Source organism: Oscillospiraceae bacterium, from assembly GCA_031265355.1.
Classification (GTDB): domain Bacteria; phylum Bacillota; class Clostridia; order Oscillospirales; family UBA929; genus JAIRTA01.
Map to the genome: position 1 here is coordinate 86506 of JAISCT010000042.1, position 22858 is coordinate 109363.

14 protein-coding genes and 2 pseudogenes are annotated in these 22858 nt (G+C 60.6%); 12 read left to right on the forward strand and 4 right to left on the reverse strand.

Annotated features, from left to right (window positions below):
• Positions 1-10: 10 nt before the first annotated feature.
• Positions 11-5053: an S-layer homology domain-containing protein gene (locus LBK75_06260; GenBank protein ID MDR1157897.1), complete on the reverse strand. Its 5043-nt coding sequence runs from the start codon at positions 5051-5053 to the stop codon at positions 11-13.
• Positions 5054-5314: 261 nt separating this feature from the next.
• On the opposite strand from LBK75_06260, the gene LBK75_06265 reads away from it, so the two are divergent.
• From LBK75_06265 to LBK75_06275, 3 genes are read left to right on the forward strand one after another with little or no spacing between them, the layout of a single operon-like run.
• The gene (locus LBK75_06265; protein ID MDR1157898.1) at positions 5315-6289 is read left to right on the forward strand and encodes a substrate-binding domain-containing protein; all 975 of its coding nucleotides are present in this window, start codon (positions 5315-5317) and stop codon (positions 6287-6289) included.
• Entirely contained in the window at positions 6286-7833 is a 1548-nt protein-coding gene (locus tag LBK75_06270; protein ID MDR1157899.1) for a sensor histidine kinase, read from the forward strand. The genes LBK75_06265 and LBK75_06270 overlap by 4 nt, the downstream gene beginning before the upstream one ends.
• Complete coding sequence (locus LBK75_06275) at positions 7800-8510, forward strand: helix-turn-helix domain-containing protein (GenBank protein MDR1157900.1); 711 nt, start codon at positions 7800-7802, stop codon at positions 8508-8510. The genes LBK75_06270 and LBK75_06275 overlap by 34 nt, the downstream gene beginning before the upstream one ends.
• A gap of 5 nt (positions 8511-8515) precedes the next feature.
• Here the strand turns inward: LBK75_06275 and LBK75_06280 are convergent, their stop codons facing one another.
• Both LBK75_06280 and LBK75_06285 read right to left on the reverse strand, forming a co-directional pair.
• Positions 8516-10174, reverse strand: coding sequence for a ribonuclease J (locus LBK75_06280; protein MDR1157901.1), 1659 nt, complete (start codon positions 10172-10174; stop codon positions 8516-8518).
• Positions 10175-10699: 525 nt separating this feature from the next.
• Positions 10700-13036, reverse strand: a complete 2337-nt coding sequence (locus tag LBK75_06285; protein MDR1157902.1) for a hypothetical protein — start codon at positions 13034-13036, stop codon at positions 10700-10702.
• A 331-nt stretch (positions 13037-13367) separates the two neighbouring features.
• On the opposite strand from LBK75_06285, the gene LBK75_06290 reads away from it, so the two are divergent.
• On the forward strand, positions 13368-14795 hold the full coding sequence (locus LBK75_06290) for an amino acid carrier protein (GenBank protein ID MDR1157903.1): 1428 nt from the start codon (positions 13368-13370) through the stop codon (positions 14793-14795).
• Here the strand turns inward: LBK75_06290 and LBK75_06295 are convergent.
• Positions 14737-14979, reverse strand: a pseudogene (locus LBK75_06295) (cysteine-rich small domain-containing protein). The gene LBK75_06290 and the pseudogene LBK75_06295 sit on opposite strands and share 59 nt — an antisense overlap.
• A gap of 677 nt (positions 14980-15656) precedes the next feature.
• Between LBK75_06295 and LBK75_06300 the strand changes: the two are divergent.
• From LBK75_06300 to LBK75_06335, 8 genes and pseudogenes are all read left to right on the forward strand, one after another.
• Positions 15657-16376 (forward strand): annotated as a pseudogene (locus LBK75_06300) (polysaccharide deacetylase).
• A 12-nt stretch (positions 16377-16388) separates the two neighbouring features.
• Complete coding sequence (locus LBK75_06305) at positions 16389-17120, forward strand: conjugal transfer protein TraX (protein MDR1157904.1); 732 nt, start codon at positions 16389-16391, stop codon at positions 17118-17120.
• A 325-nt stretch (positions 17121-17445) separates the two neighbouring features.
• A complete protein-coding gene (locus LBK75_06310; GenBank protein ID MDR1157905.1) occupies positions 17446-19893 on the forward strand; it encodes a glycogen/starch/alpha-glucan phosphorylase in 2448 nt (815 codons plus the stop codon).
• A gap of 96 nt (positions 19894-19989) precedes the next feature.
• Positions 19990-20175, forward strand: a complete 186-nt coding sequence (locus LBK75_06315; protein ID MDR1157906.1) for a hypothetical protein — start codon at positions 19990-19992, stop codon at positions 20173-20175.
• Positions 20176-20187: 12 nt separating this feature from the next.
• The gene (locus LBK75_06320; GenBank protein ID MDR1157907.1) at positions 20188-20463 is read left to right on the forward strand and encodes a spore coat protein; all 276 of its coding nucleotides are present in this window, start codon (positions 20188-20190) and stop codon (positions 20461-20463) included.
• Between the two features lie 230 nt (positions 20464-20693).
• Positions 20694-21173 (forward strand): pyridoxamine 5'-phosphate oxidase family protein, encoded by a 480-nt coding sequence (locus tag LBK75_06325; GenBank protein MDR1157908.1) that lies wholly within the window; start codon positions 20694-20696, stop codon positions 21171-21173.
• Positions 21174-21177: 4 nt separating this feature from the next.
• A complete protein-coding gene (locus tag LBK75_06330) occupies positions 21178-21786 on the forward strand; it encodes a hypothetical protein (protein MDR1157909.1) in 609 nt (202 codons plus the stop codon).
• A 4-nt stretch (positions 21787-21790) separates the two neighbouring features.
• The gene (locus LBK75_06335; GenBank protein MDR1157910.1) at positions 21791-22660 is read left to right on the forward strand and encodes a radical SAM protein; all 870 of its coding nucleotides are present in this window, start codon (positions 21791-21793) and stop codon (positions 22658-22660) included.
• The last annotated feature ends 198 nt before the right edge of the window (positions 22661-22858 follow it).

The window sequence follows — 22858 nt, forward strand, 5'->3', positions numbered from 1 at the left end:
ATTATTTCCCTCATATTTTCTCGCTGTACCGCTTGAAAATTGTGACGACCTCGGCGCGGGTGGATGTCCCCTTTGGTACAAGCGCCAAGGGGGTGCGGCCTTGGATGATCCCCGCGGCGACGGCCCACTTCATGGCGTCCACCGCCCAATCTGAGACGCTGTTCGCGTCGGCAAACGGTGACAAATCGGCCGGCGCGCTGACATCCCGGCCTTTGGCTTTGGCGTAACGGTGCAGGATCACCACAGCCTGCTCGCGGGAAACCAAGTCGTTTGGCGCAAATGCGCCGCTTCCGTAGCCCAGCACAATCTCCTTCTGGCCGGCCCACAAAATGGCGTTGGAATACCACTCGCCGCCCTTGACGTCGGGGAAGGGGAGAGCGCCGCTCACCGCCGGCTCGCCCTCCAAGCGATACAGCACGGTCACCAGCATGGCCCGCGTCACGCGGACGTTGGGGGAGAATTTGTCCGCGCTGGTGCCGATCACGAGGCCGCTGCGATACGCGTACGCCACGGCGTCATAGAACCAGTCGCCTGTTCTCACGTCGACGAAGGGCAGCGCCGAATCGGGCAGCGCGCCGGGGGCCGTACCTGTTGCGCCGGATGATTGACCCGCGTATGTCCAGTGCGCGTAAATCGTGGTGTCTTCCGTGAATACATGATCAAGCGTGACCAACTCGCCCCCGCTGGCCGCGGTATACCATCCGCCGAAACGATCGTTGTTTCTCACAGGCGTGGGCAGGGCGGACAGTCTGCCGTCGGCGCCCGTCCTCGCGCTCGCCGGGGATACGCCGCCGCCGGCGTTGAAGGTTACGGTCACGCCTTCCGTCGTACCGCTGTAGCGGATCTCTCTGGTCTCCGGGTCGCGCGAGAAGTGTTTGAAGAAGTCCCAGATGAGCGCGGCATACCCCTCGAAGTGACAATGGTTGATATCCTCCCACGTGGCGAACCTGACCATGGGAACGCCGCCCGCATTGTACCACGAGTTGACTTTGTAGACCTGCCCGTGTTTGGTCTCGCCGATTTCCAGCCCTTTGCGCTCGAAGCCCCAGAGCGGATACGTTTCAAAGTCCTGCGCGGGCAGGTTCGTCATGTTGTTCAGGGACAGAGCGCCGTTCAGCTGGTTCAAGGCGCTCGGCCTGGCGGCGGGCTGGTAATCCACATTGTTCCGGCTGAGGTATTTGTCCCCCGTCGAATGGAAGTTCTGAACCGACTGGCCTTGGCCGAAGAGCGGCCCGTTGCCGAAGGTGTCCTGGGTTCTGGGCTGCACCAGCATGTAGGGAAGGTCCATCTGGTCGATCAGCGTCTTCACCTGCTCGTATTCAAACCCCTGATCGCCGCCGCTCCGCGGGTCGACCGGCGCCGCTGCGGCCAACAAGTGCCCATTGTCCACCGCGTTGAAATTCGTGGATCTCGCGCCGCCGGAGAACCCGGACACGTAGATGCGGGATTCGTCAATGTTGTATGCTTCCAAAACTGCCGCCAAAATGGCATTGAAGTCACCCGCATTGACATTCGACAGCACGGGGTCGCCCGGGTCGTTTTTCGAGGGACCGACCAAAATGAACCGCTCCCTGCCGGCCACATCCACCCAGCCGTTGGCCTCCGCCTCGAACACCGGGTGGTCGCTCCCGCCGTGCAGTGAAAATACCAGCACGAACTTTTTGCCGGGGTTGTACCCCGGATGGCCCGCGATGGCTTCACTGGGTACCCACTCGTACCAGCCGCCGCCGTTTGCGTTGGCCGCCGGAGCGACGTTGTAGTCCCGGTCAAATACGGTCAGACCCAACTCGTCCGCAACCGGACGCCCCATCAGGGTAAACACTTCGTCGGTCAGTACGCCGCGCCCGTATGGATTCGTTTGCGCCAGATTGATGTTGTCCCACAGACGGGTCTCAAGCGCCTGGCGCACCGTCCGCTTGAAGATCGCCTTCCAGGCTCTGTTCAATACATCCGCGTCGAGGGCAGTGGCGGCGGCATCCACCACGACCCGCTGCAAGTCGTTCGCGGCGTTGGTATACACCGTGACGGTGTCCGGCAGGAGGGGATTGACCGCGGCATCGACAACGGCGGCGCCGTTCAAAGCCTTGTAATAGTTCACGGCCGCCGCCGAGCTTGCGATGTACGCCGGCAATGTGATATCCCCCGCGCGCGCGCCTGCCGGCGCCGTACCGCCGACAAGCAGGGCGCCGGCGATCCGCCGGGCGTTCTCCGTCATGTGTTCGCTGACAAATGTGGCGCCGCCGTCCTCCGCGACAAGATATTGCATCTGCCCGTAGGTGAGTGTAATGCCGCGCTTTGCGCCAATCGCCGCCATGACCGCCGCCTTTGCCAGCGCCGCTGTCCCGTGTTCGGCCAAGGCGGCCGGATACGCGTCACTGTACGCCACGGGGTCGTATCCATACCACTCTTCGGTAAACCAGAGGTAATCCTGCAGCTCCCAATACACGTCGACGTCCTCAGAACCCCAGGTGTCTCCGACCGGGTTCATCACCATGATCGCGCCTTTTTGTGCATTGGCCAGATCGACCAAGCCGATGGCCGTGATGTACGCCCACGCGTCTTTCCGCGTGTCAAACTTTTCATCCGCGTAGACATAAAAGACGGGGGTCATCATCGGCCTCGGCACATACAGGTCGGGCGCAATGTATGTGTATGTGACGCTGCCGTCCGCGCCGAGATCGTCTACTTGCGTGAAATTGTCGGGCGCCGGGTCTCTCAGGTCCACATTGATCATCGGGATGGCGCCGTAGGTCGTGCCGTTCTGCGCATTGGTCACCTCGCGGCCGACGTTCATGGATCCCGTGCCGCTCCAGAATACGCCGTAGGCCGAACCGCCGCCGGTGAAGTCGGTGCGGCTGCTGGGGGAGCGGGTCCAACTGTCGGCCAGGCCTGTCATGCCCTGCGTGTTGCTGTTTTTCGAGCCCTGCGCGATGGCGTAGGCAGTCGCTGTCATGTAGCCGTTTCTGTAGTTGACCAGGTTCCAGCCGTCGCCGGCCAGATACGCGGGGCCGAAGTACGCGAAGTATTCTTCCCCGCTGATGGCGTAGACATAGTCCTGCGTGTCTTCGCCGGTGGTGGTGGCAAGCACCCAGGGGCTGTTCGGGTTTGTCTCGTTGTTGGGGCTGCCACCCAGCTCGGCAAAGAGCACCCGGTCGTAGGCCGGGAAGGTGCCTGTCGTGCCGTTGTAGCCGTTCTCACGGGTGTCGTATAGATTGGGGTCCCACTTGATATCGCCGGAATGGTCCATCTTGACCGTGGTCAGCTTGATCTTCTCTTTGTCCGCCGCGCTGAAGGCGGCGTCGTAGAAGCCCACCGTGTCGCCGGCGCCGCCCTTATTGTAGGAGACGCCGCCGCGGCTGTTCATCCAGGCGCGCAGGTTCGAATCCTTCCAGGCGTTGCTGGCCTTGCCCGCGTCCAGATTGAACTGTACGGCGTTCAGCGCGTGCGCGGAGATCAGCACGGCGGTCGCGCCGCCGTCTTTGATGTCCAGCAAGCGCCAGCTGACGGGGTCTTTCACGGCGCCGGTCGCGTCGCTCTGCGGGTAGGCGCCGAAGTCCGCGACCACGTCGTCGCCGGTGCCGATTTTGCCGTCTTCGCCGCCGTAGAGTTTGAATCCGTTGCCCAGCGAAACATAGGGGGCGCTTTGCGCGTCGAATGCGACTTTTGCGTTTTGCACCAGCGTCTTGCCCGTCGGGTTGACCACGCGGTCGTCGTCGTCTGTGCCGGCCACCCCGTCGGGCCCGACGATGACAGTTTCACCCGTGACCCCATGGGTCGCGGTGCCGTCTTCCGCATACGTCCAACTGAGGAAGTCCTCGGCCATGATGCGGAACAATTGCGGCCAGGTCGCCCAGTCGTGCGCGCCGGGTACGACTGCGTGGCCGGGGTCAAGCCCCGCTTCCCGCAGCTTCGCCACGAAATTCTCAATGTTCTGCGCGGTGTTGTTCATCGCGGGATAGTATTTGCGCTGCGGATCCCACACGCCCGCGCCGCCCATCACTCTGGCAAAATCGAGGTTCTCCAGTTCGGACAGATCTTTGCCGCCATTGCCATTGCTCCATACGCCGAAGTAGCCAAATTCCGTCGGGAATTCATAGTAGAGGTTCGAAGTGAACCCCCCGCCGGAAGACAGGCCTGCAAACGCCCGGTCTTTGCCCAGCGTAGAAACATGGTAATGCGCCTCCATGTAAGGAACAAGATCGTCTACCACATCTGGTCGTCCCAGTCCGTTGTTGTTGTCGAGGGATACGACGACAGCCGATTCGACGCGGCCTTCGGCGATCAAGTTGTCCATGATCTGCGGGGCACAGCCGTTGGTCATCCAGTCCATCTCGCTGCCGCCGGAGCCGTGCGTCAAATAGATGGTTTTGTAGGGTTCCGCACGCTCCGGATCGTAATCATACGGCAGGTACACAAGGATGTGCCTTGTCGCGGCGCCGACCGTGTACTTGTCATAGACCACCTCGCCTTTGTACCTGTCGTCTCTGGGAAGCACATAGGAGCGGTCATGCTCAGGTCCTTGCTTTTCGTCATATGGCACATAGACCATGCTGAACTCCGAATACAAGCCCGAATCCGGGTTGTACCAGCGGGGATTCGCGGAGTCCTCCACCCTTGTATTTCTGTCCCCGTCTATCGCGAAGAAATACGGATAGTTGCCGCTGGGCAGCGGGAGGGTGACCGTCCAATATTCATTTCCTATATTTTCCATTTCTGCATAATAGATCGACGGCGTGGCGTGGATCCTGCCGCTGGGAGATGCGGAATACAGACCGGGCCTCCATGCGTGGGGTGTGTACGGGTGCTCCATCATCTCGTCGTCCAACGCGAAAAAGTTGAACAACTGGCCGGCCAGCTCGACCTTTGACGCGGCGGCGTTGTGGTAAACGAATGTCACGGTATACCCTGTGGGGGAATCGACGTCACGTTGGACGGTCACGCCTGCTGACAGGTCGTCGTCGCCGGCCTGTGCGGGTGCAATCGAAACATATGGAACCAGAATGCAAACCGCCATCAGGACAGACAGAAGTTTCACTGCATGCTTCTTTTTCATGTTCATTTCACTCCTATGGTGTTGTTTTGGTAACGAGGGAAGACGACGCGCAAGATATGAGCCATGGCAATCCCGGATCTAGCAATAGTAAACAAAGCCATTGCAAATGATCATATCATTTCGCGGTATTTTTACAAGGTTTCGTGACAAAGACAGTAACAATGCCCCCAATTCCGTAAAAAAGCCCCCTTGTTAGATCGCGTGCTTTCTGTTATATTTATACTGGGTTTTTGTATAAATTTTAAGAGGGTGGATGCGGTCGTGAACACACTGAAACGCTTTTGGACCGCCGCCGCAGCAGCCGTCACTGTGACGGCAATCCTGTTGTTTGCCGCGCTGTGGACCGGCCGTTCCATGCGGTCAAATGAGGGAACCGCCGCGGAACCGATTCGCATCTTGTGCTTTAAGAGAGCCGACGACAACGAAGCCGATACCAGTGATGTCTGGCAGCAAATCTATCGGGGCCTGCGCGACGCGATCGGGGGCGATACCAACTACACCATCAGTGTATATACCTATGACGATTATCTCACCTTGACGGACAGGATCGCCTGCGCGCTTCTCATCAAGCCCGATGTCGTTCTTCTTCCAGCCGGCGACGGCGGTTCGTATGCCGCCCGCTTTTCCGAGCTGGATGCGCTGGGCATCGGCTATATCTTATTTGACGGGAAGGATTGGCCGGGCACCAACCGGCTTGGCTTCATCACCTCCGACAATTGGGCCGCCGGCTATACCGCCCTAGAGGTATTGGCTGGCTGTACAGATGATCCGCTCCAAATCGGGTTAATCGGCACAGGCTTTCCCTCCCGGAGCCTGCGGGACCGGGAGAACAGTTTTCGGGAAGCGGCGGCCAAACGGAAAGGCAGCGTCATCGTCGAGGAAGTGCATCCGGTGAACGCGGGGTCCCTTTTGGAAACCATAGAAGGCGTGCGCGCGCTTTTGACGCGCAGCCCGCAGATCAATGCGCTGTTTTGTTCGGACAGCATCGCCGGGCAGGCGGCCGCGGAGGTCCTGCGGGAATTCGGACGCACGGATGCGGTGCACTTGGTCTGTTTTGACACCAATGAATACATCCTCCACGCAATTGAAGATGGGACAATCGACGCCACCCTGATGCAGAGGACCTACGACATGGGGCGGCTCTGCCTGCAAGTTTTAGAGGACCCCGCAGGCCCCAAGGAGCATCTCATCGACTGCGTTGTGATCACAAAAAACAATCTGGGGTTGGCGCGATGAACAGTGAGAGTACGTTTAAGCCGCTGAAAAATAAGCTGATCCGGTTCTGTCTCAGCATTTTCGGCCTGCTGCTGACATTTTCCGTGTTTGTCTACGGGAGCAGCCAACGGGTATTGCACAAAAGTCAAGAAATGACACTGCTCAACAAATCGGCCGCCACGTACTATATGGGGCTGGACTCCATTGACCGCGCCCTGTACGAATACGCGCATTCGCCCTCGGAGGATCTGAAGCTCTCCATCGAGGCGTACAGTGAGATCTTGTTGGACAGCGCAGGCATCCTGCGGCAGGGGATGGGCGATCCCATTGCGCGGGATCAGTGGGAAATCGCCCGCAGCTATGTGAGCGCCATCCGGACATTTTTGGAGAACGCCAACGGGGTTTCCGTGACGGAGATGCTGCGCCGATACGACGACCTCCACCGGACGAAAATGCTGATCACGCGGCTGTACAAGACCTTTGAGCTGTCCATGGAGACGACCCGGACCGAAAACGAACAACAGGTTGACAGCCTGACCCGCTGGCAGCGCAGACTCTTTTTTCTGCTCCTCATCCTGCTTGGAACGCTGAGCATTGTATACACAAAACGCTTTTCTCAAAAACTGCTGGGGCCGGTCCTGCACCTCTCCGAGATGACGGCGGCCACATGGAACACCCCGGATTATCAGGCCCCGCCGCTGCCCTCTCTCCCCTCGGGGCGTCAGGACGAGACCACGATATTGACACAGAATTACTACCGCATGCTGGATCGGCTCAGCAAACAGATGGCCGAGCTGCGGGAAAAGGCGCGGCTGGAGCAGCAGCTGCGCTTAGAAGAGACGCAGCGCGCACAGATGCAAAAAAAACTGGAGCACGCGCATCAGCGCTTTCTCCAGTCTCAGGTGAATCCCCATTTTTTGTTCAATGTGATGAGCATCTCGGCCGAGCTTGCCTACATCGAAGGGGCGAAGCAAACCGAACATCTGTTGAGACAGATCGCCGTATACCTGCGGTATGCCCTGTCAAAGGTGGACAAGATTGTCACTTTGAACGACGAGAAACAGAACATCGAGGCGTATATAGACATCCAGCAGATCCGGTTTGGAGACCGCATCCGGTTTGCCGTCAATTTTGCGCCCGCGTGCCTCAATGTCCGCGTGCCGGCCTTGATCCTGCAGCCGCTGGTAGAAAATTCTATCTCTCACGGTGTCGGCGACCTGCGCAGCGGCGGCAAGATCGAAGTTTCGGTGGCTTCTCAAAACGGACAAGTCACGATTGATATCGCCGACAACGGGCAGGGGATCCCGGAGGAAAAACTGACGAAGCTGCGAGACAGGCTGATAAGTGGGCTTGCGTACAGCGACGACAAAGAGATCGGGCTGATGAACGTATACAACCGTCTGCAGCTCTTCTTTGACAACAAAGCCCGCTGCGCCATTGTCAGTGAGCCGCGTGTCAAAACATGCATTTCTTTGACCTTTCCGGACACGCGAACGCCGCGCGCAGAATCGCGAGAGGGGGCACACGGCTCATGCGGATTATCATCGCCGACGATGAAGATCTGACCTTACACGCGCTGAGGCGCATGGTTTTGACAACAGGCCGCGAGGACGTCGACTTGGTCGGCTTCGCCCGGGACGGCAAGGAGCTGCTGGAGTTGACCGTCCAAAAAGAGCCGGACATTGTCATCACAGACATCACCATGCCCTGTCTCAGCGGCCTTGAGGTGGTTGCGAGAACCATTGAATTGGGCCTTCCCATCCTGTACATCATCACATCGGCATACGCAAGCTTTGAATACGCCCGCACCGCGATGCGCTTGGGGGTACTGGACTTTCTCCCCAAGCCCCTCTCCCCGTCCGAGCTTTGCCATGTGCTAAATTCCGCCGCCGAGACGATCCATACCAAGACGCATATAAAACGTACCTATTCCTGCATTGTAAAAGAGGCGATGGCCTTTATCGACCGGCAATTTCATCTGCCGCTCACGCTGGACTGCGTCGCGGCACATGTGTTTTTAAGCCCCTCTTATTTCAGTGCGCTGTTTAAAAAAGAAACCGGCACAAACTACATCGATTATCTCACCGGCGTCCGCGTAAGCGCCGCAAAAAAACTGCTGAAAAATCTGGACCTCTCGGTCACGCAGATCGGCGAACACGTCGGCTACAAAGACCCCAAACAATTCAGAAAGCAATTTATCAAATTGGAGGGCATCGCACCGTCGGAATACCGCAGGCATTAATTCCCTTATATTTCCATTATTACGGGGAGGATCATGGGGCTGCGTTTGATTTTTTTGTAGAGGTAGTCCGACAGGGCGCCTTTGATGGCGGCTTTGATGGCGCTCCAGTCGGTGAGGTGCTGGTCGCAGCACTGGTTCAGGGCGTTCACGGCGATGGTCTTCATCTCCTCCATCAAGTCCTCGGACTCCTTGACGTAGATGAACCCGCGGGAGACGATGTCCGGGCCGGCACTGACGGAGCCGTCCTCTCCGTCCAGCGTCACCACCACCACAATGAGCCCGTCCTCCGCGAGCAGCTTGCGGTCGCGGAGCACGACGCTGCCCACATCGCCGACGCCGAGGCCATCGATCAGCACACGGCCCGCCGGCACCGAGCCGCCGAGCTTGGCCGACTGCTCGGTGATCGTGAGCATCTGCCCGAGCGACGCGATGAAGATGTTCTTCGGATCGGCGACAAACTGGCGCGCCAGCATCGCGTGGGCCCGCAGGTGGCGATACTCGCCGTGCACCGGCATAAAGTACTTCGGCTGGGTGAGCGCCAGCATCAGCTTGAGCTCCTCCTGACAGGCGTGGCCCGACACGTGGACGTCGGCCAACCGCTCGTAGATGACCTCCGCGCCCTTGCGGAAGAGCTCATTGATGACCTTCGAGATGGTCTTTTCGTTGCCGGGGATCGGACTCGCCGAGATAATGACTCTGTCGCCCGGGACGATTTCGATGTGCTTGTGGCCGGAGATGGCCATGCGGTAAAGCGCCGACATGGGCTCGCCTTGGCTGCCGGTCGTGACGATGACCACCTTGTGCTTCGGCATTCCCTTGACCTGAGAGAGCTCGATGATCGTGCTGGGCGGGATATCCATGTAGCCGAGCTCGATGGCCACTCGCAGGATATTCTCCATACTGCGGCCCGTGATGGCCACCTTACGGCCGTACCGGGCCGCGGCGTCAATGATCTGTTGAATGCGGTGGACGTTGGAGGCAAACGTGGTCACAATGATGCGCTGGTCGCAGCCCCGAAACAGCGCGTCCAGCGACTCGCCCACCTTGCGCTCGCTCATGGCGTAACCGGGACGCTCCACATTGGTGGAGTCCGACAACAGCGCCAGCACACCCTCTTTGCCGAGCTGACCGAACCGGGTCAGGTCGATGACGGCGTCCCCCACCGGCGTCGAGTCGATCTTGAAGTCGCCGGTGTGGACGACGACGCCCAGCGGCGTGGTGATGGCCAGCGAGACGGCGTCCGCGATCGAGTGGTTGACGCGGATCAGCTCCACGGAAAAGCAGCCCGCCCGGAAGCTCTCTCCCGCTCGCAGCGTGCGCAGATCGGCCTCGCGGCGCTGGCGGCTCTCTTCCAGCTTGATCTCAATAAGGCCCGCCGTGAGCGGCGTGCAGTAGATAGGCACTTTGATCTCGCGCAGCAAAAAGGGCACGGCGCCCACATGGTCCTCGTGGCCGTGGGTGATGACAACGGCGCGGATACGGTTCTTGTGTTTGATGAGGTAGCTCATGTCGGGGATGACAAGGTCGATGCCGAACATGTCGTTGTCCGGGAAGGCCACGCCGCAGTCGACCACCAACAGGTCGCCGCCGCATTCGTAGACGGTCATGTTTTTCCCGATCTCACCGAGACCTCCCAGCGGGATGATTTTGAGTTTTTCGGACATGGTTTTAAGATCCTCTCCTGCCTAAAAGTAGGGAGGCGGACAAAGCCGCCGCGCCCTTTGTGGTCGCACAAACAACAGGCGCACCCGCGGGCAACCCAACATAGAGGCGACCTATGTGTTCGCCCTGAAGGCGTCCCGCGGACAAACCAAAACAGAGGGGAGGAAAAGCCTCCCCCGCATCGCCGTGTGGCTGTGGGTTCCCGGAGGCCGCCGCATAAGCGGCAGGCCTTCGTATGTATGGTTCAGGCGTCAGAGGTGCGTCTGAACCATGAATTTTGAGGCGCGCCGCGCCATCTCATCTCGAGAGTCGTTTGAAAATTATTTTACATGCAAACGGCCCCCAAAGACAACCCAAACCGGCGTCCGGTCCTCGCGCGATGCCGCGATTGGACCCGTCAGGCGAGCCCACGACCGGACCGCAGATGTGCCGCCAGATCGGGGAAACCCGGCGCGCACACCAATTTCATTTAGTATAGCATAAAACCATTTCGTTGTACAGGAGATTTTTTGCGCTGCTCAGCCGTTTCACGGAATTTCGGCGCCGCCGTCGAGTCGGCGGGCCGCACGGCAAACCTCGGCGCATAGCTCGGCCGCCGCCTCCTCGGTGGCCGCCTCACCCACGACGCGCAGCGCCCGGCGCCCTGGCAGAGGCGACACATGCACAAAGCCGCCCCGCACCGGTGCGCGCAGTCCATCCACGAGCTCCGCCCCCTTCGCCAGAAGGGGACCGGCCAGGCCGCGCATCGCGGCGCCGCGATCGCTTTGCAACTCCACCTCGGCCACCGACAGCGCCGAAGGCGGCAGGCGGTCGTGCAAGGCGGCCAGCGTCAGGCCGCCGCGCGCCAGTACGCGGCACAGCCAAACGGCCATGCAGAGCGCATCCCACAACGGCGGCGTCTCCGCGAGCCTCCGCCGGGCGGCTCCGTCCGCATCCCGGCCGAGCCGCAGCAGCCGCCCGCCCGCCGCCGCGGCCACCGCGTCCAAAAACACCGGCGCGTCGTACGGCACGGCCAGCACGCTCCGCCCGGACTCCCACAGCGTCAGAGCCGTCAGAGCCAGCAGCCGCGCATGAGACAGCCTTCGGCTTTGCTCGTCTACGGCCGAGAGCGCAAGCCCGTCCTCCGTGAGCGTGAAACACGGTGCGGCCTCCTCCACACCGACCTCGGCGCCGGCGGCGGTCAGCGCCGCACGCAGCAGCGCCGCCGAAACGTCTGCCCCAGGCGCGCCCACGCGCAGCGTGCCGGTCGGGCCGGCCGCCGCCGCCGCCGCGGCGGCATAGCGCGCCGACAGCCCCGCGAGGCGGCGGTCTTGACCGACCCGGTCCGCGCGCACGAGCACCGTCTCGCCGCGTTGGGCCGCTCCCGCCAGCATCCGCTCGCCGGCGCGGCCCAACGGCAAGCCGTCCTCTTCAAAGACATGCAATGTGAGAAATCCGGCCTTCTGCCATACAAACAGGGACAACGGCCAGCGGTGAGCGGCGGCGGCGTAAGCGGCACAGGCCGGCGTGCCGGCGTCGTGGCTGGCCGTGTGTCCGCCGGCCGCACGCACGCCGGCCGCCAGCGCCAGCGCCGCCGCCCCGGCGGCGGCCCCGCCGGCATGGGCGATCCCGACCTCGCGCGCGCGGGCCGGCTGTGCGCAGGCCGCGCCCAGCCGCAGGCACAGCGCCGGCGTGAGATCCACATGCAACTGCCCCGAGAGACAGCCCGGCCCGTCGAAGACGGTGGGCCGCCGGCGCTGCGCGCCGGCCAGGCTGTCCGCGACGTGCGCGCCGGGTTCGATTTCCCGGCCGGACCAGACGCGCACATCCTCGCAGACGACGGCATGCGCGCCGACGACCACATCCTCGCCCAACACACTGCCCGCCCGCAACGCGGCGCCCGCCCGCAGTACGCAGCCTTGCGCGGCCACGGCGCCCCACACCCGCGTGTCCGGCCCGAGCTCCGCTCTCTCCAGCACGCTGTGCGCCACCACGGCGCGCGCGCCCACCAGGCTCCCCGCGCCCACCACGGCGTACGGACCCACCGCCGCGCCGCGCTCCAACTGAACGTTCGCCCCAATGTAACAGGGCGCCGTCACCCGGACGCCGTCCGGGAGGGGCGAGGCGGTCCAGACGCCCGCACGGACCCGGGCGGCCTGCTTGTCCAGCGTGAGCCGCCCGTCCAGCGCGTCAAAGCAACACCGCCGGTAGCTCTCCGCATCGCCGATGTCACACCAGTAGCCCGCGGCGACGGCGGCGTACAGCGGCGTCCCCTCACCCAGCAGCACCGGGAAGAGGTCGCGTGCAAAATCCACCGGCCGGCGCGCGGGGATGCGTGCCAGCAGAGATGGGTGCAATAGATAGACCCCCGTGTTGACGGTGTCGCAGAACACCTGGCTCCACGCGGGTTTCTCGATAAAGCGTGTGACGCGCCCGGCGCCGTCCGTCATGACAAGGCCGTATTCGAGCGGTTCCGCCTGCCGGTGCAGCACCAGCGTGGCGAGGGCCTGCCGCGCCCGGTGCAGCGCCAGACATGGCCTCAGGTCCAGGTCGAGAACCGCGTCGCCGCTGATCACCAAAAAGCTCTCCCCGGGGTCCACGAAACGCGCGCAGGCCGCGACGCCGCCGGCTGTCCCAAGCGGAGTCGTTTCGATCTCATACCGCAGCCGCATGCCGAGCGCCGCCCCGTCTCCGAAACAATCGATGATCATCTGCGGCAAGGTCCGCAGCGCGAGACAGACCTCGGTGACGCCCTGACGGCGCAGGTAACGCAAAATGTGTTCGAGGACCGGACGGTCCAACAGCCCCACCATGGGTTTGGGGCGGCGGCAGCTCAGGGGACGCAGACGGGTCCCCGACCCGCCCGCCAGGATCACGGCTTTCATCGTCGACGGCTCACCTCATTGATGGTTCGGGTGTCAGAAGCTTCGGCCTTCGGCAGACGCACTTCTGACACCTGAGCCATTGATAAACTCAGACAGACCGGGCGCCGGCATTTTGTCCTTCTATTATGAGCCGTTTCTCCATACATTAAACGTGACGCGGCACACAAAAGTGCACCGCGCCCGCACGCCGCTTTGCGGCAACAAGGTACTATATTGGAAATTTTGGCGTACAGACGCCGGGGCAGGGGGAATTCGCATGGTCCGGGAGAGCGTCGGCCGGTGGGCCGGGCAGGCGCTGGAGGCGGCGACTAGATTTCTCTGGGGACCGGTCATGCTGGTGCTCCTGCTCGGCGCGGGGATCTTCCTCACGGTGCGCACCGGCTGCCTGCCGCTGACGCGCTGGCGCACGATATGGCGCCGCACCTTTGGGGACCTGCTGGCCGGGCGAGCGGTTTCCGCCGGCGGCCTCACACCCTTTCAGGCCATGAGCACGGCGCTGGCCTCCACAGTGGGCACCGGCAATGTGGCCGGCATAGCGGCGGCTCTGATGGCCGGCGGGCCCGGCGCCATCTTTTGGATGTGGGTGTCGGCGTTCTTTGGCATGGCGACCAAGTACGCCGAGGTCGTGCTGGCACAGCTCTTTCGCCGCCGCGACGGACGCGGCGGCTATTGCGGCGGGCCCATGTATGTCCTGCGCGACGGGCTGGGCCGGCCGCGCCTCGCGGCGCTCTTCGCGCTGGCGGCCCTGCCAGCCTCCCTCGGCATGGGCAACATGGTCCAGTCCGCCTCCCTCGCACAGGCCGCCCACAAACTGTGGGCCGTCCCGGCCGGCCGGTCCGGCCTCATCGCCGCGCTCATCACGGCCCTCGTCGTCGCAGGCGGCGCGCGCGCCGTCGCCCGAACGGCCCAGACACTGGTGCCGTGCATGGCGGGTCTCTACGTGCTGGGCGCCCTCGCCGTGCTCGTGCTGTGCCGCGACCAGATCGTACCCTCGCTGGCGCGCATTGTACAGGGCGCCTTCGCCCTGCGGCCGGCCGCCGCCGGCGCGGGGGGCTACGCGCTGTCGCAGGCACTGCGCGTCGGGCTGGCGCGCGGCGCGTTCTCCAACGAGGCCGGCCTCGGTTCGGCGGCCATCGCCCACGCGGCGGCGGGCGCCCGGGAACCCGTGGAGCAGGGATTTTGGGGTGCGATGGAAGTGTTTTTGGACACATTGGTCCTCTGCACGCTGACCGCGCTGGTCATCCTCGCCTCCGGTGCCTTTGACGCCTGGCGCGCCGGGACCGCCGGCGGCGCGGCGGTGCTTGCCATGTCCGCCTTCACGCGCGCGCTGGGCCCGGCGGGCACGTGGTTCGTCGGCGTCTGTACGATTTTGTTTGCGCTCGGCTCTCTCCTCGGTTGGTGCTTTTATGGGGAGCAATGCTGCGTCTATCTATTTCCTGGCGCGGCGCGACGGGCCCGCCGCCTCTTTCGCGCGGGCTACATCGCAGCGGTCTACGCCGGCGCGGTGCTCCAGCCGGCGCTGCTGTGGTCGTTGGCCGACCTGTGCAACGCCCTCATGGCTGTGCCAAACCTCATCGCCCTGTTTCTTCTCTCGGGTGCGGTGGTCCGGGCGACCAAAGACTATCGGAGCCGCCATCCGGACCGTCTTCCGCCAAATCGGACGGGCGGGCCGCCATGCGTACGACGGCCCCGAGGGCACGGATCACAAAGTCGTAGCCGTCCCGTCCGTGGGGCCGCAGGCAGGCGCTGCAGTCTTTGACACCCCCCGGCGTGTAGCGGACCGTCCCGCCGCATTGCGCCCCCAGCGGATACAGCGGGCAGTAGCAAAACAGACAGTTGAAATCCTCCGGCCTGCCCATCTCATGGCAGGGAAAATACTCGCAGTGCACATGCTGAAAAAAAGCGTACGCCGGCGCCCCGGCTCCGGTTTCTTTTTGCCGCATAGACGACGCCTCCAAAAATTTGCCCAAGGGCATTTCCTTTCCGGCGGGATGTATGATATGATAGAATATGTCAAGCGGGTCGACGCCCGGACGGGCGCCCACGGCCCCATCGTATATCAAAAACACCAATCCGACAAGGAGAAATATCGATGTACTGCCGAAAAAACCTCACCAGGAGCCTCGCGGCTCTGCTTTGCGGCATCGCTCTTCTCGTGGGCGGCGCCCCTCTGGCGGCGGCCGAGCCCACGGTGTATTTCACCGCCGTGGGGTACACGATTTTGCCGCTGACGGACGGCGCCATGCCCATCACCTCGGGGGTCACGCTCTATGCGCCGCACCGCATGTTCACGAACGGCACGGGGATCTTCTCCTCGATCATGTACCAGCCGCACTACCTCTCACTGTTCGGACCGAACCGTTCGCTGACTTTTGACATCGAGCGCAGCGTCTCCTTCGACCAGGACAGGATGTACAGCGACGCGCTGATCTACCGGGGCGGCACCTACTATGTGCCGGTCAACACGGTCTGTGAATACTTTGGTCTCACCTACGCGGTGTTGGACACGGCGTACGGGAAGCTTCTGCGCGTCCGGCTGCCGTCCACCGCGCAGGACGACGCGGCTTTTTTAAACGCCGCCGCCGACACCATCGAACGGCGCTACCGCGAATATGTGAACCCGCCGGCGCCGACGCCCACACCGACGCCGGCGCCGGGGAGCGTTCTTCCCGCCGCGCCGCCCGCCGTCTCCCCCACCCCCACGCCGACCCCCACCCCGACGCGGGTGATCTACCTGACCTTTGACGACGGTCCGAAGCGGGACGGCTCCACCGAGCGGATCCTCGACACTTTGGACGAGTACGACGTACGCGCCACGTTCTTCCTGCTCGGTACCAACATGCACGTAAACGAGGACTCGATCCGGCGCATGACAGGCACCGGACACGCGATTGGCCTGCACAGCTACACCCACAAGCGGGAAGAATTCTACGCTTCTCCGAAGGCCATGATCGACGAACTCACGCGGACAAACGACGCGCTTTACGAGGCCGCCATGATCCGCACGCGCTTGGTCCGCACCCCCTACGGCAGCCACCCCTATCTGACGCCGGAACTCCGCGAGGCAATGAGCGACAACGGCTACCGGTTCTGGGACTGGAACGTCGATCCGCAAGATTCCGTGGGGAAACCGACCGAAGAAAGTATTTACGCAAAGGCGGTCTCGCAGCTTGAGAAGCTGCAGAAGGCGCAAAAGCCCGCCGTCGTCCTGCTGCACGACAAGCATACGACGGCCAACACCCTGCCCATACTCCTCGACTACCTGGTGGCACAGGAATACACCTTCCGTGTGATCACGGAGAGCGAACCGCCAACCAATTTCTTCCAGTATATCAAATAAGGGGTGGGTGCCTTGTCCTCCCTGGCGCTGAAACTGATCGCCGTCGTCACGATGCTCATCGACCACATGGGGTACGCCCTGGCTCCGATGATGCCGGAGCCGCTGGCCTCCCTGGCCCCGGCCATGCGTCTCGTCGGCCGGCTGGCGATGCCGCTGTTTTGTTTTCTGATTGCCGAGGGGTATTTTCACACCCGCAACCCCCGCCGGTATTTCATGCGGCTGTCCCTGTTCGCCTTGCTCTCGGAGGTCCCGTACGACCTCCTGTTTGCGCGTACGCCGCTGGAATTTTCCTCGCAGAACGTTTTTTTCACGCTGGCCCTCGCGCTGGCGGCCATCTGGCTCTATGACCACTTCGAGACGCGCGGCCTGTCGGTGGCGTCGCTGCTTTCCCTGCTCACGTGCGCGGCGCTCTGCGAGCTGCTGCACTCCGACTACGGCGCTTTCGGCGTGCTGTTCACGTTTGTATTCTACCGCTTTCGCGGCCAGCCCGCGGCCCGGGCCGCGGCTTTTCTCACCGCGGACGCGGTCTTCTTTTTGTACAGCCTCTTCTCCCGCCGAAACGGTCTCGAATGGTCTTTCTTCCTCGCCTGCGCCGCTTTTGCGCTCATCCCCATCTCCCTTTACAACGGCGAGAAGGGCGGCACAGGCCGGCACGACCGTTTCCGGCAATGGTTCTTTTACGCCTTCTACCCGGCGCATCTGCTCCTGCTCTCCGCCTTGGCGGCGCTGCGTCCGCGATTTTAGTACCTTGTTGCCGCTTCGCGGCAACAAAAAACAAGAATTTGGGTTGTGGGTTGCAGGTGCAACCCACGTTAGTGAGAGACGCCGATATTCCATTTTATGTCATTCTATTGGGATATTTCGAGATATTTTTTCTAAAATCTATTATTTTGCCGGCGTTCCCGCACGATGATTGATATAGGGTTCATCTGACAAAAGTACGCCTGACGACGGCCGAGTCGATTTTTTCGTCATTCGTCAGATGAAGCAAAAATGCTCGGAGCCCTACCGAAAGAGACGGCGCCGCCGGCGGCATGGCGGTCGGCGCACCCTGTAACGGAGGAATACCATGTTTGCGAACAAAGCGACGTTTAAGCGCAGTTACAAGAAGAAGATCGCCTCCATGTTCGGCAAGTCGCTGGAGGACGCCTCCCTGTCGGACAAGTATGTCGCGTTGGCTTCGATGCTCCGCGACGCGATCAACGACAAGTGGATCAAGACAAACGACACCTATTTGATTCAGGGCCACCGTCAGGTGTACTATTTCTCGCTTGAATTCCTGGTGGGCAAGTTTTTGGAGGCCCATCTGCTCTACACGGGGATGGGCGACATCTGCCGGCAGGGCCTCGCCGAGCTCGGCATCGATCTGGACGAGCTCTTTGGCGTCGAGCCGGACGCGGGGCTGGGCAACGGCGGACTGGGCCGCCTTGCCGCCTGTTTTCTCGACTCCATCGCTTCCATGAGCCTGCCGGGGCACGGCTGCGGCATCCGCTACAAGTACGGCCTTTTTTCCCAGAAGATCATCGACGGTTACCAGGTGGAACTGCCCGACAACTGGCTGCGGGAGACAAACGCCTGGGAGATCTGCAAACCGGACAAGGCCGTGGTGATCAAATTCGGCGGGCGGGTCGAAACTTCGTTTGACGAAACGGGCAAGGTGCACTTCGAACATGTGGGTTATGTGCCCGTGCTGGCCGTCCCGTACGACATGCCCATTTTGGGCTACCGCAACAACACGGTGAACACGCTGCGCCTCTGGAGCGCCGAGGCGATCGACAGCTATTTCGACTTCTCCTCCTTCTCCCGGGGAGACTACATCAGCGCCGTCTCGAACCGTTATGCGGTGGAGGCCATCTCCGAGGTGCTCTATCCGGACGATTCCAACTACCAAAACCGGCAGCTGCGTCTCAAGCAGCAGTATTTCTTTGTGTCGGCCGGCCTTACGAGTATCGTAAGGCGCTTCAAGCGGAAGCATCTGGACATCACACATCTCTCCGACCGCATCGCCGTGCACATCAACGACACCCACCCGGCGCTGGCCGTGCCCGAGCTCATGCGCATCTTGATCGACGAGGAGGGCATGGGTTGGGAGGACGCCTGGGCGCAGACCACGTCCATCATCGCCTACACGAACCACACGATTCTGCCGGAGGCGCTGGAGACTTGGCCGGTCGACACCTTCCGGGAACTCCTGCCGCGCATGATGATGATCGTCGAGGAGATCAACCGCCGCTTCTGCCTTGAGCTGACGAGAGCGTACCCGAACGATTCGGAGCGCGTGCGGCGCATGTCCATCATCTCAGACGGCGTCGTCAAGATGGCAAATCTTGCCGTCGTGGGGTCGCACAGTGTGAACGGCGTGGCTGCCGTCCACAGCGAGCTGCTAAAGAGCGTCGTCATGCGGGAACTCCATGAGTTTTTCCCGGAGAAATTCAACAACAAGACAAACGGCGTGACGCACCGCCGCTGGTTGATCAAGTCAAACCCGCCGCTCACGGATATGATCAGCGAACTCATCGGCGAGAAGTGGATCTCGGCGCCGGAGCGGCTGAAGGGATTGCTCGACTTCCGCGCCGATCCGGTGGTGCTGGACCGGCTGCGTCGGATCAAACGGCAAAACAAGGAACGTCTGGCCGCGTATATCATGAAGAACAACGGCGTGGCCGTGGACCCGGACTCGATCTTCGACGTACAGGTCAAGCGAGTCCACGCCTATAAACGCCAGCTCCTCAACGCCCTGCATATCCTGCACCTCTACAACCAGATCTGCGACAACCCGGCGCTTGAGATGACGCCGCGCACTTTCATCATCGCCGGCAAAGCGGCGCCGAGCTACTACTACGCCAAAAACATCATCAAATTCATCAACGAGCTGGCCTTAGTAATCCACAACGACAGCCGCGTGGACGGGCGTATCAAGCTTGTGTTCCTCGAAAATTACGGCATCCCCATCGCCGAGCTGGTTTTCCCCGCCTCAGACGTCAGCGAGCAGATCTCGACCGCCTCGAAGGAGGCCTCCGGTACGGGGAACATGAAGTTTATGATGAACGGCGCGGTGACGATCGGCACGGACGACGGCGCAAACATCGAGATCCGTGAACTGGTGGGGGATGATAATTTCTTCCTCTTTGGCCTCAAAGTCCGCGACGTGTTGGACTACTACGCAAACGGCGGTTACAACGCCGCCGCGCTGGCAGAGAGCGACACGCGGCTGAGCCGCATTCTGGCGCAGCTCCAGGGCGGGCTTTCCCCGCGGGTGCCACACGACGAATTCAACAACATCACGCGTTCGCTCCTGCAGTACAACGATGAGTTCTTTGTGCTGCGTGACTTCGACAGTTACGCGGACACGCAGGCGCGGCTGGGCGCGCGTTACTGCGACCAGGAGATCTGGCAGCGCATGGCGCTTACGAACATCGCTTTCTCGGGGCATTTCTCCTCGGATCACACAATCGGCCTCTATGCCTCGGAGATCTGGAACGTTCAACCCTGTAAGATCGTCGGCAGCAAAGCGTAGCCACACAAGATACATGAATCATACATACTCCGGCCGGCTTTGGCTCATACTACCGATGAAAATCGGGCGCGTGGGCGCCGAAAAGGAGTGAGGCCAATGGCCAATCTGACGACCAAGGAGTGCTCGGCCCTCAAGGATCTGCTCGGCACGGAGCAGATCCTCGTCAAAAAGTACCGGACGATGGCCGGACAGTGCACCGACGCGGCGCTGAAGAACCAATTCACGGGTATCGCCGCCCGGCACCAGCGGCACTTCGACACACTGACCAATCATCTTCGGTAGGAGGGCGTCACCATGAACACGACAACCCAAGCGACAAGCGGCTTGCTGGGAGACAAGGAGATCCTGAACGACTTTCTCTCCGGCGAAAAATTTCTTTCCGGCAACTACAACACCTTTGCCGGCGAATGCGCTGACGTAAATTTGCGCGACGACTTTTTGGAGCTTCTCAAAGACGGACATGCGATCCAGTCCGAACTCTTTCAATCCATGAACGCCCGCGGCTGGTACCCCGTCCAACCCGCCCCCGCCGCCGACGTCGACCAACTGCGGCAGACCTTCGTGAACTGAACACCGCCTTGGGGCGACCGCACAAGCTGGTAAATATTGGATACAAAACAGCGGTCCCACGCAGGTGGGGCCGCTGTTTTGTATCCAACTACTTGTATAGACGTTAAGCAAAATAGCACAAAAGTGTGGAAATAGCAGGTGGTTTCGCCCAATTATCAACATTGTTGACAGCTTTATCTCCCCGTGTTATACTGACAAACAAAGCAACAAAGAAGACGGGAGGGCGAAAGATGAGACGTTCTGACCGCGAAGTCACAGATTTCAATGAAATAACAGACATTCTGCGCCGCGCTGACACAATCCGGCTTGGTCTTCGCGATGAGCCTTACCCCTATGTCGTGCCATTGTCGTTTGGGCTTGAAACTGAAGACGGCAAGATAACACTCCACTTCCACGGTGCGAAAGACGGTTTGAAGCACGACCTGATCCGCGCCAATCCGCATGTCTGTGTAGAGGCGGATATCTTCCACAGCTACGCCGAAGTGTCGGGAAGCGTCACGACAGAATATGAGAGTGTCATCGGGTTCGGCACATGCGAACTGGTCAGCGGCGATGAAGCCGTCAAAGGCATAGACTTGCTGCTCGACCATTGCGGCTTCGGCGGTTTTGAGTACGACCTCAAGGTTTTGGATATTACCGCCGTTTATAAGGTTACACTCGAATCATTTACGGGCAAGCGGCGGTTCGTGAAGACACGAAACGGGGTATAAGCCAATGAACAAAGAGCGGCAGGAACAGGTTTACGCCGAGCTTGACGGCTTAGAAATAGCATACCGCAAGGTTGACCACCCACCGCTGTTTACGGCAGCGGACAACGAGATTCACCGTGTTAATATTGGGGCGGTTATCTTCAAAAACCTGTTTCTGCGAAACAAGGACAAGAGCCGATATTATCTGCTCTCACTCCCGCTTAATAAACGCGCCGATTTGCGGCTTGTGGCGGAGTTGCTCAGTGAAACCCGGTTCAGTTTCGGCAACGATGAAGAACTGTATGCAAAGCTGAACATCCAACCCGGTTCGGTTTCGTTCCTGAACGTCATCGGCAAACCGGACACGGACGTTGTTTTCCTGATAGACAGCAAAGTGAACGATTACGATCTGATCGGCGTTCACCCGAATGACAACACAGCCACGGTGATATTCGCGCCGCGGGAAATTCCGAAGATATGGGCGCATTACGGTGTTCAGTACAGATATTTGGATTTGGATGGCATGGAATATAGCGCGGAGTCCGAGCAAATCCGCCGTGATACGACCGCCGCCGCGCTGCAAGCCACTACTGTTGAAAATAAGTCGAACCCGTGCAAGGCTTGGGAGTGTTGAGGCGATGCACTATGCCGACTACAAGACCATACTCTCTCCGAAGAATGGATTTAACCTCTATCGCGGCTGCACACACGGCTGTATTTACTGTGATTCGAGAAGTAAATGTTATCAGTTTACGCACGACTTTGAGGACATTGAAGTCAAGCGAAACGCCGCCGAGATACTGGAAGGCCAATTGAGGCGCAAACGCAAGCGCTGTATGTTGTCGTCCGGCGCAATGTGCGACCCGTATATCCCGCTTGAAAGCGAGTTAAAACTCACGCGGCAATGCCTCAAGGTCATTGAGCGATATGGGTTCGGCGTGGCGATACAGACAAAATCAAACCTTGTTTTGCGCGACCTTGTTTTGCTGAAAGCAATTAACACCAAGGCCAAAGCCGTTGTTCAAATGACGCTGACAACTGTGAACGAGAGCCTTTGCCGGATATTGGAGCCAAATGTCTGCACCACCGCCGAGCGGTTCAGGGCGCTCGAAGTGTTCCGCGACAACGGAATCTCGACCACCGTCTGGTTGTGTCCGATACTGCCGTGGATTAACGACACCGAGGAAAATGTTCGCGGGATACTGGACTACTGCGTCAGAGCAAAGGTCACGGCGATTGTCCATTTTGGCATAGGGCTGACTCTCCGCGATGGCGACAGGGAGTATTTCTACCAAAAACTTGACAGGCATTTCCCGGACCTAAAAGGGCAGTACATCAGGACATTCGGCAACGCCTATGAAATACCAAGCCCGAACGCAAAAAGGCTGCAGTCGATAGTCCGCGAAACCTGTGACAGGCATGGTATCATGCTTGGTTTTGAGAACGTATTTAAGTGGCTTTGGTCGTTTCCGGAACCTAACGACCAACTGACTTTTGAGGATTTATAGGTTGAGCATCCATGGGGATCAGACAGAAAAGCGGAGGCCCTTCCTTAGAGCTGTGTTGTCAAGGATATTTCGAATTTGCGGGGAGTGTCGCGCAAACCGTGTAAACGGGATAATCTAGCAAGGATTTGAGAATACTAAGGTTGCTTTTACCCGTACGGAAGACAGGACAACGATGGAGACCGACCCGAGCGCCGAACG